9 protein-coding genes, 1 tRNA gene and 1 pseudogene are annotated in these 12,316 nt (G+C 45.4%); 3 read left to right on the top strand and 8 right to left on the bottom strand.

The genetic code is table 11. The features are described from left to right. The first annotated feature begins 273 nt into the window (after positions 1-273). On the top strand, positions 274-2,736 hold the full coding sequence (gene recG, locus J7545_RS04530) for an ATP-dependent DNA helicase RecG (RefSeq protein WP_318702347.1): 2,463 nt from the start codon (positions 274-276) through the stop codon (positions 2,734-2,736). Between the two features lie 124 nt (positions 2,737-2,860). Here recG and J7545_RS23905 read toward each other — a convergent pair. After that, positions 2,861-4,188, bottom strand: a pseudogene (locus J7545_RS23905) (NB-ARC domain-containing protein). Between the two features lie 184 nt (positions 4,189-4,372). Between J7545_RS23905 and J7545_RS04515 the strand changes: the two are divergent. Further along, on the top strand, positions 4,373-4,774 hold the full coding sequence (locus J7545_RS04515; protein ID WP_318702353.1) for a hypothetical protein: 402 nt from the start codon (positions 4,373-4,375) through the stop codon (positions 4,772-4,774). A gap of 147 nt (positions 4,775-4,921) precedes the next feature. On the opposite strand, the gene J7545_RS04510 is transcribed toward J7545_RS04515, so the two are convergent. The 5 genes from J7545_RS04510 to ftsH2 all read right to left on the bottom strand — a co-directional run bounded on the left by J7545_RS04510 (position 4,922) and on the right by ftsH2 (position 8,805). Next, positions 4,922-5,341: a type II toxin-antitoxin system VapC family toxin gene (locus J7545_RS04510; RefSeq protein ID WP_318702355.1), complete on the bottom strand. Its 420-nt coding sequence runs from the start codon at positions 5,339-5,341 to the stop codon at positions 4,922-4,924. A gap of 89 nt (positions 5,342-5,430) precedes the next feature. Then, positions 5,431-5,754, bottom strand: coding sequence for a helix-turn-helix transcriptional regulator (locus tag J7545_RS04505; protein ID WP_318702357.1), 324 nt, complete (start codon positions 5,752-5,754; stop codon positions 5,431-5,433). An 11-nt stretch (positions 5,755-5,765) separates the two neighbouring features. After that, positions 5,766-6,131 (bottom strand): type II toxin-antitoxin system RelE/ParE family toxin, encoded by a 366-nt coding sequence (locus tag J7545_RS04500; RefSeq protein ID WP_318702359.1) that lies wholly within the window; start codon positions 6,129-6,131, stop codon positions 5,766-5,768. A 105-nt stretch (positions 6,132-6,236) separates the two neighbouring features. Then, positions 6,237-6,524, bottom strand: coding sequence for a hypothetical protein (locus tag J7545_RS04495; protein WP_318702360.1), 288 nt, complete (start codon positions 6,522-6,524; stop codon positions 6,237-6,239). A 394-nt stretch (positions 6,525-6,918) separates the two neighbouring features. Next, complete coding sequence (gene ftsH2, locus J7545_RS04490) at positions 6,919-8,805, bottom strand: ATP-dependent zinc metalloprotease FtsH2 (protein ID WP_318702361.1); 1,887 nt, start codon at positions 8,803-8,805, stop codon at positions 6,919-6,921. A gap of 221 nt (positions 8,806-9,026) precedes the next feature. Between ftsH2 and J7545_RS04485 the strand changes: the two genes are divergently transcribed. Beyond that, a tRNA-Arg gene (locus tag J7545_RS04485) sits at positions 9,027-9,100 on the top strand. A 219-nt stretch (positions 9,101-9,319) separates the two neighbouring features. Here J7545_RS04485 and J7545_RS04480 read toward each other — a convergent pair. Beyond that, entirely contained in the window at positions 9,320-10,228 is a 909-nt protein-coding gene (locus J7545_RS04480; protein WP_318702363.1) for a hypothetical protein, read from the bottom strand. 107 nt (positions 10,229-10,335) lie between these two features. Beyond that, a complete protein-coding gene (locus tag J7545_RS04475) occupies positions 10,336-11,997 on the bottom strand; it encodes a D-Ala-D-Ala carboxypeptidase family metallohydrolase (RefSeq protein WP_318719201.1) in 1,662 nt (553 codons plus the stop codon). Between the last annotated feature and the right edge of the window lie 319 nt (positions 11,998-12,316).

Here is a 12,316-nt window from a genome sequence, read left to right as displayed (position 1 = left end):
GTTTTTCCGGATTGGCAATTACTCTCATCACTTCACCCATTGCTGCACCGTGTCAATCAATTTCAATACTTTTTTTCGTCAGCATAAATCCCTTCACTTAATTCTCACTTGATTCGGCAGAGTGACAAAAGAGGGGTATCTTTTCGTTGGCGTTCTCAACCTGGGTAGAAACCCGATTTCTTACCCCTACCCCATCGATCGCTCCTCCCCTAGAGCAATGATCTATCATCAAAGAGAACAGCCCTACCCTCACCTATCTGCCTTCTCAGCATCATGACTCAAGAACCCGACTGGCAAAGACTCCAAAAAGCCTTGACAGTAGAACAGGAGCGCGGATTTAATGACCTGCAAGGCAAACAATATCGGTTTAGTGAGTTCCTTCATCTCAGTTTTGCTAACCCTCCCGCGTCCTTTTCGCCCCGGGAAAAGCGCCAGTGGAAGCAACTCTCCGATCAATTCCAGACTTATCCCCAGTTTACGTTTGCCCAGCGCCAACAGCTTGTTGCTCAGGCGCGGAAGTTTCTCTCAGACTCCCAAAAGCGCTTTCAACAACCCCCGATTACTCCTGCTCCGAAGCCTTCTCTAGCGCTGCACCAGCAAGTTCCAGAGACGACGGAGTGCGATCGCGCCAGCGATGCGGAGCATTATCGCGCTTTAACAAATCTTCCAGGATTTTCAGTGTATCATACACGACAGTTAGCCAAACTGAACTTACATACCGTTCGAGATCTCCTATTTTATTATCCTCGCAACCATACAGATTATGCTTCACAAGTCTTTATTGCCGATTTAGAACCGGGAGAAACGGTGACGGTGGTGGGGGAAGTGAAGCGCATTAACTGTTTTTCTTCGCCTCGGAATAAGAAACTCACTATCTTAGAAATTATCCTCAAAGATGCCACGGGACAATTAAAAGTATCGCGTTTTTTTGCCGGAGCCTATTTCAGTCATCGAGGATGGCAAGAAAGCCAGAAGCGCAATTATCCCGTTGGTTCCATTGTCGCGGCTTCAGGTTTGGTGAAAAAGAATAAATATGGTCTCACTTTAGATAAACCGGAGTTGGAGGTTTTAGAGTCTTCGGGAGAATTAGATTCTCTAATTATTGGTCAAATTGTACCCATTTATCCTTTAACAGAAGGGGTAGCAGCGGATACCGTGCGTAAAGCCATTTGGCGAGTTTTACCTACAGCACAACAGTTAACTGATCCGATTCCTGAACTAATTTTATCGCCCTACAGCTTAATTCAACTTTCTCAAGCTATTCATCAAATTCACTTTCCTGGAGATCAAGAGAACCTGGAGCAAGCCAGACGGCGCTTGATTTTCGATGAATTTTTCTATCTGCAAGTGGGCTTTCTTCAGCGCCGGCATAATCAGAAGAAAAATCAGAAAGCGATTCCCTTAATGCCGACAGGACAGTTAATCGATCGGTTTTATCAGGGGTTGCCCTTTGCTCTGACTGGGGCACAAGAACGGGTAGTGAATGAAATCTTAAGCGATCTGCGATCGCCCACTGCCATGAACCGTTTAGTTCAAGGGGATGTTGGCTCAGGAAAAACCGTCGTTGCGGTAATCGCAATTCTAGCCGCTATTCAGTCCGGATATCAAGCCGCGCTCATGGCTCCTACTGAAGTCTTAGCCGAACAACATTACCGCAAATTAGTCACCTGGTTTAACCACCTTCATTTACCTGTAGAACTGCTCACCGGTTCCACAAAAGTGAAGAAACGCCGGGAAATTCACGCCCACTTAGAAACAGGAGAATTACCCTTACTGGTGGGAACTCATGCACTTATTCAAGAAGGAGTTAATTTCCATCGTTTAGGCTTAGTTGTCATTGATGAACAACATCGTTTTGGTGTAGAACAACGCGCTCTCTTGCAGCAAAAAGGAGAATCTCCCCATGTTTTGTGTTTAACAGCAACGCCCATTCCCAGAACCTTAACATTAACCATGCATGGGGATTTAGATGTCAGTCAAATTGACGAACTACCCCCCGGAAGACAAGCCATAGAAACCCTGGCTTTAAGCCATAAAGAACGGAAAAAAGTCTATGAACTCATGCGCCGAGAAATTGCCCAAGGTCGGCAAGCCTATGTCGTTTTCCCCTTAATTGAAGAATCCGATAAACTGAATGCTAAAGCTGCCATAGCCGAACATAAAAATCTATCAGAAACTATTTTTCCTGAATTTCAAGTGGGTTTACTCCACGGTCGCATGACTTCAGCCGAAAAAGATGAAGCGCTAACGGCATTTCGAGACAATGAAATTCAAATTATTGTCTCCACCACCGTCATTGAAGTCGGCGTTGATGTCCCCAACGCCACCGTTATGCTGATCGAAAATGCCGAACGATTTGGACTTTCCCAACTGCACCAACTGCGAGGACGGGTAGGACGAGGATCTCATAAATCCTATTGTTTACTCCTCAGTAGTTCCAATAATCCCGATGCTCGCCAACGGTTAAATGTTTTAGAACAGTCTCAAGATGGCTTTTTTATCGCTGAAATGGACTTACAATTTCGCGGACCTGGGGAAGTTTTAGGCACTCGCCAATCGGGTTTACCGGATTTTGCTCTCGCCAGTTTAGTCCAGGATCAAGATATTCTGGCATTGGCACGGGAAGCGGCAGAAAATTTGATTGCTGAAGATCCAGAATTGGGCGATTATCCGTTAATTCGTGAAGAGCTGCAACGGCGCTATGAGCAGTTGATGGGGGGAGCGATTATGACGTGAGAACAATGAACAATGGGGATCGGTTGAGAAACGTTGGCTCTAGCGACGCTAATACAGGCCTTACAGGGTTACACTCGTCCATTTCTCTCCCATTCAATTGTCGCAAAAATTTAAGGATTTGATATTAGTTTTTGACGTACTGTTTAATCACCGGTTGCAAAGTTAAAATTGGCGATTTTTCCAGTAAGTTTCGTCTCCTTAAAGATTGTATCGCCTTTAAAAAATCTGCGTCGGATAAAAGGTCTGGGGGTTTCTGGCTAATCTCTACCGGTTGCTCTTGGTTCGCTAACCACTCAAGCAGAACTTTTTCAGATTCACAGAGGCGTTGATAATGTTGTTTGATAATCGGTTCTAGGTCGCCTAAAAATAGGGTGGGATAGGCGAGAAATTGTTGCACACTGCCGTTAAATAAATCGAGAATCGTAGAAACGATGATTTTCAGCCATAGTGGGTTTCCACTGTAACGTTGGATTAGGTCTGACCATTTTTTCTCGTCTTTGAGTTGTCTTTCCTGGAGCAGTTGCGTCGCTAAATCCCCTAATCCCGGCACAGGGAAGGTTTTACAGTAGGAATTTTCGGTTTTTAGGGTAGCTATTTCTAGGGGCTGTTCCCAACTGAGCAAAATGAGGCAACTGTTGTGGGGAAATTGTCCGATTTCTTGGATGAACTGACCATAATTTTCATATTCTGGGCGATAGTTGCCGATGAATTCCCCAGGGGTTAAAGTTTCCTGGAAGTCGTCGAGAATGATTAAGCAACGGTGATTTCGGAGAGCGTCTAATAGGGAGTTTGATGGGTTGATGAGGGTTCGGTTTTGAGATGGATCGAGAAATTCTAGGAGGGTGGTTTGTAGGGCGTTGAGGCTGGGAATTTTGCGATGACTGCGCCACAGAATAAGCTCGAAGTTGTCTTTTATTTCTTCTACCAGTTGTCTTGCTAGGGCGGTTTTGCCGATTCCAGAGAGTCCGGTTAAGGTGATGATGCGGCTATCTTGTTCGAGTATCCATTGTTGGAGAGTCGCCAGTTGTGCGGTGCGGTTGTGGAGGTTCGGATATTCGGGAGCTTTGCTGAGATTGTGGCGCGGTTGACGGGTTTTGCTGGTTGTAGAGGGCGATCGTTTTTTTTTGGATTGTTGTATAGGTCGTTACAGATGTTTATGTTACTGCCAATTTGCACGACATTATTGTGATAAGAGAATACACGGTTTTCGATGAGCGATCGCACATTCTTCTTTTTCACCTCCTCTCCCAACATCTCCGACAGCAGTTTCCATAACTCCGATGCCGACTTTCTCACATGATCGTTGCTACAGTGGTATTCCTCAGCAATATCCTTATATCCCTTATGTTCCCATACCCCCTCCAAAATAGCCCGTTGCAACGAGTCCAGATGCTGCCCCGTTTTGGCAAAAATAAACTTATCCGTCCACTGCACAGCGTCCTGTATCTCCATATCAGTTAAATTTAGCTTGTAGTTTTGTGTACTTTCACCCCCCATTATCCCACAGTTTTCCCCATTGTGCTACAAAATCTCACATTTTCCCATTTTTTTACTTTTAATACTCTCAAAAATCCCCCCTAAATACCACTTTTATAGGGTTGACGCACTGGAAATCAATTGAATACAGTCACAGTAAGTGAAAACTAAAATTAGCAATTTTACATTCATTCAAGTGTTTATTGGTATGAAACGAAAAACTTTTATTGCTCTGATTGCTTGTATAGTCATTGGATTTTGGGCTATTTCAGTAAGTGCGAAAGAAAAAACAGAGCTAAATGGACACTTTTTAACTATTCAAAATGTTGCATTTCATGGTAGTGCAGACCGAAGTCATGGTTGGCCCGTTAGAGTAAGTGGTTTTGACGATGCTATCAGTAAAGCTAAACAATGGCGTTTAAATGCTTTTCATCTGTACATTGGTGATGACTTTGGTGCTGGTCAGATGTATCCGTGGAAAAGTGTTCATGGCTATGAACCTAGAGATGGAGATCGGCAAAGTGTTGGTGTCATTATGGAACGACAACCTTTTCGTCAGTAAAGCAATAAGAAAGCGTCTGATCAATAGACTCCAAACAATCATCTAACTCGATATAGAAACTGGGTTTCTGCTAGGGATGCTGTCTCCTATCGAGGTGAAACCAGAAACCCGGTTTCTTTGGGCGGGTGGCAATTTCCACATTTCAACTCAAGGGATAACTTCAAAAGCATCTTTATCATATAGTCGATAAACATAAAAATCACTGTCTAATGTAAAGATTCGCTTAATCTTTTGACTTTCTGCGACAGCAACAAGAGAAGCATCAGCTAAATCCATAGGCAGGTCTTGATATTTTTCCATCAAAACTTCCATCCGTTGATATTCTGCTTGATTAATTGCATAAAGATCTAAAACTTTTCTGTTGATCAATTCCCATAAGATTGTCTGTGCTGACCAACCTCGTAATTCTGATAAGAAATACATCGCTTCAGTCAAACAAGGCCATGTTGTTAGGAAAGACTCGTTTAGCGTTTTGTAAGTTTCCTCAGATAAAGTGATCGTATAATTTAACACAATTGTACTCAATTCGCTCAATCCTATCTTAACCTTGAGCTTCTGATTTGTCATAGGGTCTAGAAACCGGGTTTCTCCTGGGAATACTGCCTCCTATGGAGGTGGAAACAGAAACCCGGTTTCTGCGTGCGGGTGGCGATCGCCTACAACACCACAACCCGTGTCTGAGCTTTTCCGCAAGACTTGGGTTTCACAACGATTTCCACATCCTGACCCAATGTATTTAAAAACCGAAATAACCGGGTTGCAGAAAAACCGGATAGCTTTCCATTAACTAATGCTGACACTTTAGGCCGATCGATCTCTAGCAATGTTGCCACTTCAGCTTGAGTCATATTTTGGCCAGCGATAATACTACTAATTCTCCGCGCTAATTCTGCCTTAACCAGTAATTCCTCAGAGTTTTCTAACTCTAAATCGGCAAATACATTGCTACTTCCGGTTTGCACTTCGATGGGTTGAGTCATGGTTTTCCTACTTAGTTCGTGTAATTCTCTGAATAATGTTCTTTAGCGCGTTTAAGCCTGGCCTCAATTAAGTCAATATCCTGTTTAGGCGTTGCAATTCCTTGTTTTGACTTCTTTTGAAAAGCATGGAGGACATAGACCACACCCGCTAACTTTAAGGTATAAACTGCTCGATAAGTGTCTGTGTCAAAATCTTCGACAACTTCAAGCACCCCAGCACCTTTAAAGCCTTTGAGGGGTTTCGCAGATGGGTGTTTCTCACCACATTGAGCCAGATATAGGGCATAACCCACAGCTTGGCGAACCCCCTGTGGGAAGTCTTTTAAGTCCTCAAGAGAACTGCCAACCCACTCAACTGGTTTTAGGTGTTGACTCATGCCTCAATTATGCTACTTGTGGTATATCATATCAATACCTGAGTATTCACAGTCCCAGTTTCTCTGTGCGGGTGGCGATCGCCTGTAGAGAATGGAGGAATATTCTTAATGGATATCATTACCTTGTTCCTCTACCCCTTGACGAATAGCATCTTCTAAGTCGTCAAGCGTTTTCGGGATGCCTTCATATTTCAGATATCCTGCTACTTGATTCAAAGAGGTTTCTGGAAAGCAATTTACTTTTTGTTGTTGTGATTTTCTCAGGTCGAGATCGCTATGAACTAGCTTAAACTGATGATGAGGCTGGGGACTGCTCTCAATTGCCCCAATTAAATCGTCTATTTTTCCGGATAAAGGTTGGTCTTTCGCCTGGGGTTTAGGAAGTTGAGTCATTATCTAAGCTTCAGGAGTTAAGCCTTGTAGTTCGACAACTTCTAGCAGGGCGTGGTAAGTCTGCTCATATAAAGTAATTGTATAATTTGACATAATTGTACTCAATTCGCTCGATCTTATCTTAACCTTGAGCTTCCGATTTGTCATAGGGTCTAGAAACCGGGTTTCTCCTGGGAATACTGCCTCCTATCGAGGTGGAAACAGAAACCCAGTTTCTTTGTGCGAGTGGAGAGCGCCTGAGTTAAAATACGGTTGTACCCTTAATCCTCTCAAACCATGACTACAGTTCAATAAAATTTAACTTAGCCAGTAGCTCGTCCTGTCATTGCTTACTCAATTGTTATGAGAAGAATGACATTAAAAAAGCGCTGTAAAAACAGCGCTTTTTGAGGATTTAGATTTGAGGGATATAACTTTCCTTTTCAGGAACAGCCGTATATTCAGCTACGATCTGACGGAACTCTTCCCCATCAATAGTTTCTTTTTCGATCAGCAAGTCTACTAGGCGATCGATCGCATGGCGATTATCCCGCATAATTTGCAATGCTTGGTCATAGCAATGTTCGACAATAGTACGAACTTGGGCATCAATGCGAGAGGCAATTTCTTCTGAGTATTCAGAACGGGACATCAAATCGCGACCTAAGAATACTTCATTGGTTTGACCTTCTAGGGATAAGGGGCCGAGATCTGACATCCCAAAACGGGTGACCATTTGCCGAGCCATTCCCGTCACTTGCTGTAAGTCACCCCCTGCACCCGTGGTCACTTCTGCATCACCAAAAATGATGGCTTCAGCAGCTCGACCACCGAGTGCCCCGCAGATACGAGCGGTGAGTTGAGCGCGAGAAATCAGGCTTTGTTCTTCGCTAGGGGTGAACCAGGTTAACCCTTGAGCTTGTCCCCGGGGAATAAGGGTGACTTTTTGTACGGGATCGTGGTCTTTGAGCAAGGTGCCCACGATCGCATGGCCGACTTCATGATAGGCGATTAAGCGTTTGCTCTTACCATCGGTGAGGGGAGTGCCTTCCATTCCCGCGACAACCCGGTCTACTGCATCATCAATTTCCAGCATGGTGATCGCTTCTTTGCGCCGTCTGGCAGTGAGAATAGCCGCTTCATTGAGGAGGTTGGCTAAGTCTGCACCGGTAAAGCCAGGGGTGCGGCGGGCGATCGCCTTTAAGGAAACTTCTGTTGCGAGTTTCTTGTTCCGAGCATGAACATCCAGAATTTCTAATCGTCCCTTCACATCTGGAGCATCGACGGTTACTTGACGGTCAAACCGACCGGGACGCAACAGGGCTTGATCGAGTACATCCGGACGGTTAGTAGCGGCAATAATAATAATGCCAGTATTGCCTTCAAACCCATCCATTTCAGTCAATAACTGGTTCAGGGTTTGTTCGCGCTCATCATTTCCACCGCCAATACCGGCTCCCCGTTGACGACCGACAGCATCAATTTCATCGATGAAGATAATACAGGGGGCGTTATCTTTCGCTTTCTTAAACAGGTCGCGCACCCGTGAAGCGCCGACTCCGACAAACATTTCCACAAATTCGGAACCAGAGATACTGAAGAAAGGAACACCTGCTTCTCCGGCGATCGCCTTCGCCAGCAAGGTTTTCCCGGTTCCAGGAGGGCCCACCAACAACACACCTTTAGGAATACGTGCGCCTACGGCCGTAAACCGTTCCGGTTTTTTCAGAAATGTCACAACTTCTTGTAACTCTTCTTTCGCTTCTTCAATACCAGCCACATCATCAAACATTACGCCTGTTTTGGCTTCCATTTGAAATCTGGCTTTAGATTTCGCGAAGTTCATCGCCTGACCGGGGCCACCAGGGACATTACCCGAACGGCGAAAGAGGAAAAACAATCCCGCAATTAGCAACAGAGGGAAAATTAAATTACCTAATAATCCCCAAACCGCTCCTTCATTGCGAGGAGGATGGATCGCTAGATTGACATGGGCTTGACGAATTTGGGAAATCACTTCTGGGGAGTTACCTGGGAGGTCTACCCGCAAGCGTTGTTGGAAGTTATCCAGTTCTGGATCGACGGCTTCAACAATGGCAGTTCGGCCACCTTCGTAAAGGTCAACCTGAGTGACTCGACCCGCATCTAGATATTCAATGAAGCGGCCGTAGGTCATGCGAGTAGTTGCTGCGTTCTGACCTCCGTCCACCACATTGGGGGCAAAGGCTCCTTGCCAGACGAAGAACCCAATGACCAGGGCAGGCAACGTCCACAGAAGTATGACTTTCCAAGATAATTTCATAATCAAGAAGCTCTCTTATATGAATACAAAACAGATATTGATGACTAAGGTGCTTATAGTTTGGGCGATCGCCTAGTCTCTCTTGGGAACAAAATTTTTCATTCTCCAGGAATCTTAATTAAATTTAACGTGATTTTCATAAATCCAGCAACTCATTCTGTGAGATACTACCCCTTTGGGGGAATTTGACCTATAATAAAGTGATGGGTTGCTCACCTTATGGGCCCTTAGTTCAGTCGGATAGAACAACTGATTTCTAATCAGTTGGTCGGGGGTTCGAGTCCCTCAGGGCCCGTTATAAAACCTATGTGCTGAGTACAGGTCAATCGGCAACGGGGAGCCGGAGTTATATCAAATCCTTGCTACCACTGCCTAATCTAGAGACAAGGCCTATGTTGTTTCTACCCTGATGGCCATCTGTAGCAGAAATACATGGATTTAATATTACAGCAGAGAAAGGGAGAGTGAGGACATTTTCTATTGCTAGAGTGCCTACCGCCTCGCTCTATCACACTTACTTCGATCGCCGAGCTTGAGAGCGAGAGCGACTTGCTGAAGCCCTGCTTCCTGTACTTTTACTGCTGGTACGACTTCCAGAAGATTTACCCTTGGAGCGACCACTGCTCGAACGAGAGCTTCTTCCCGCAGCGGGAGGGGTGGGTGCATGGGTTTTGGTCTTGAATGTCACATTGCTTCCTTCATTCAGTTGCTCTAAAACTAGCAATGGTGTAGGTTTTGCCTTTTGATCCCAATGTAAGTTAACCAACCGCCCCTGAATTGCTGGTTGCCAATTTGGGTCTGGATGGGGACTAAGATAAGTTTCGATACAATCAATAATATCCTGGATCGTTTTTGAGGTGGATTGAGTTGGCAGACGAGTCATATTAATTTGAATCCGGAATAAGACCCGCTTTTGAGTCGTTGTCCCTTCTCCTGTTTCATAGGTGACATCAAATACTTCACTCACTTTACGAGGAGATGCAGCATTATTCTCACCAATTTTCCCTTCCTTAGCCTGGGTAGGGCGTAGGGCAATGGTAATTTGTTCTTTAACTTTAACTTTAATTTGATTGACAATAGCAAAATGGAATACTTCCTCATCCATCCGCATTCGCAGATAGTCAAGGTTAAATTCCCGTGAGTGAACCAAGTCCGGGTTCGTCTCCATTTTGGTAATGGTACTCAGGGCGAGTTTGAGTTTTTTCTGGAGTTCCTTATTCTTAAAATCTTCAAACTTGACTTTTTTATTGACTTTTTCTATTTCAAGTTTGGAATAGATCCCACCTGCGACTAGGGCAATGAATAGGACAGCCGACAGACCCATAAAGATCATCGGCAACAGGCCCAGAGAGGGAGAATCGGCTTTAGCGTCGGGAGACGCTTGGGCTAGGGTAGGCGGAACAACAAGGATACGATGCTGCATGGTCAATACCGACTAGGAGCTTTGTTCTATTGTAGGCGTTCGTTCTTTTTCAGGTTGTTTTCTCAGATGGTCAATTCTGAAGAATCTCTAAAATCTAATTGACCATCTTAGCGAATCCATCGCGCTCGATAGCTGCGAGCATCAATGTGGACGATATAGGGAAATCGTTGATATCTTCCTAAACCGCCAGGCCACCAGGGATCGAGAAACCAATAGATTTGATTGCCAGTGAGTCCATCACAATAGAAGTCTATCCCATCTCCAACGATATGCCGACTATTTGAAACTCCGCCAACTCGCCGATTAATATCTGGGGGACGATACCAACTTGTGATATAGAAGGGGCGACCCATGCGATCGCGAGCTTGTTGTGCCAAAACCGCTATTCTGACCATAGCATTGACCGTCGATTGGTTGGGAGGGAGGCGAGTCCCCCCATGGGTAGCCTCAGCCCAGGTAAAATAGCCCCCGGGAATAATCGAGGCATGGAGTTGAATATTGTCCGGTGTCCAACGGTTGGGACGCGGTGGCAGAACAATGGGTCCGGGTTGGCGAGGAGCATCGGGACTGTTGCGGTGAGTGTTATTCATCCGCTTCAAGTCTTCAAAGAGAGTATAAATAGCAATTTCTCGCGAGTCCAGTCCTCGCCACAGTTGTACCATGCGAATCAGGGCGTTGCGCTGGTGTTCTTCTTCGGTGTAAGCAAAGGGAACTCGCTTAATAAAACCGAGCAGTTCTCGATCCAGTTGGGCGGCAGTATTGGCGAGTTGATTGGGGTCTGTACTGCTACTTCGGAGCATTTTGATCTCTAATCCTAATTCTGCCAGCGCTGCCGTGCGGGAGGAGAGTTTGCGCCAAATTCGGAAAGCTTCGGTGAGGGCTTGGCGCTGATATCCGCGACCGGTGTAGTATTGGGGAACTCTTTGGGCAAAGGCAATCAGGGCAGGGTCGAGATAAAAGAGGGCGGGTTCTGGGGAGGTGTCCCGTTCCAGGGAGGATATAGCTTCTTCCCTAGAGTCGAGGTTACGCCACAGTTGGGTGAGACGGATGAGGCTCTCCCGTTGATGGGGATAGCCGAGATAATTTGGAGATAAGCGAGAGAGGAATTGGAGGAGGGGAGGATCGATGTAGGTTTCTTCCCAGTTGGGTGCTGTGGAGGGGGAGGTATTGGTCAGATCGGCGATCGCCTCTTCACGAGTATCAAAATTACGCCAGATCCGAAACACCTCTAGCAGACCATCGCGCTGATGGGGCAGACCTTGATAATATTGGGGGATGCGCTCGACTAGAGATAACAGGGCAATATCCAGATAGGACAGATTCGAGGGTAGCTTTTCTAGACTATAGTCGGTTTGTAAATCTTGGACATAAATTCCATAGAGCTTTTTTGCATCGCACGGTTCTAAACGCGCTGCTTTCAGCTCTTCCGGTGGCGGAGAATAGCCTTCTGCCACGCGCCCAATAAATTTCTCGCTATAGTAGCCCAAGGCTGTATCCCATAGGTCATCCCCTTGCCATCCTTGACCGATTAGCGTATCCGTAATCACGCGTATCGTATTAGCGGCATAGATGACCTGACCTTCAAACTCATCAACGGATTCTAAAGCAATACGGTTGGCGGGGGAAATACCCAGTCCCGTTTCTCCATCCTGAAGTTGGGGTTTTTGCTGCACCTCATATAATCCTGCCAAAATCGATTTATGAATCCCTACCCGTTCCGATTCCACGGTATACAGGGAGTTACGTTGATCTGGTGATAATCGGGTCATGGAACATCTGGCCTAATGAGCGAAGGATTAACCATGGGTATTATATAGCGCTACGCGCTAGGCAAAAGGCAATAGGCAATAGGCAAAAGATTATGGGTGGAGATATAGACAACTAACAAACAAGGGTTTTTAGATATCCTTGCCAGTTCTCTACATATAGTAAGCACCAACAACTGCTTCAAAGGTACAACTCTGTAAATTGGGATTATTAAATCCTCCCTTAATTTATGCTTAAAACAGAATTACACAGGAGATTACAATGGTGATTCGTTATCAAATTATTCTCTCTTGGAGTGAAGTCGATCGAGCGTTCATTGCT

Origin of the sequence: Roseofilum sp. SBFL (genome assembly GCF_017746885.1) — a bacterium.
In the GTDB taxonomy this organism is placed as follows: Bacteria; Cyanobacteriota; Cyanobacteriia; order Cyanobacteriales; family Desertifilaceae; genus Roseofilum.
This window is presented reverse-complemented; position numbering and strand designations above follow the sequence as displayed.

Bases quoted from the DNA above. Each gene is read 5' to 3' on its own strand.
- recG (WP_318702347.1), top strand. From the start codon at position 274: ATGACTCAAGAACCCGACTGGCAAAGACTCCAAAAAGCCTTGACAGTA.
- J7545_RS04510 (WP_318702355.1), bottom strand. From the start codon at position 5,341: ATGACAAATCAGAAGCTCAAGGTTAAGATAGGATTGAGCGAATTGAGT.
- J7545_RS04505 (WP_318702357.1), bottom strand. From the start codon at position 5,754: ATGACTCAACCCATCGAAGTGCAAACCGGAAGTAGCAATGTATTTGCC.
- J7545_RS04500 (WP_318702359.1), bottom strand. From the start codon at position 6,131: ATGAGTCAACACCTAAAACCAGTTGAGTGGGTTGGCAGTTCTCTTGAG.
- J7545_RS04495 (WP_318702360.1), bottom strand. From the start codon at position 6,524: ATGACTCAACTTCCTAAACCCCAGGCGAAAGACCAACCTTTATCCGGA.
- ftsH2 (WP_318702361.1), bottom strand. From the start codon at position 8,805: ATGAAATTATCTTGGAAAGTCATACTTCTGTGGACGTTGCCTGCCCTG.
- J7545_RS04480 (WP_318702363.1), bottom strand. From the start codon at position 10,228: ATGCAGCATCGTATCCTTGTTGTTCCGCCTACCCTAGCCCAAGCGTCT.
- J7545_RS04475 (WP_318719201.1), bottom strand. From the start codon at position 11,997: ATGACCCGATTATCACCAGATCAACGTAACTCCCTGTATACCGTGGAA.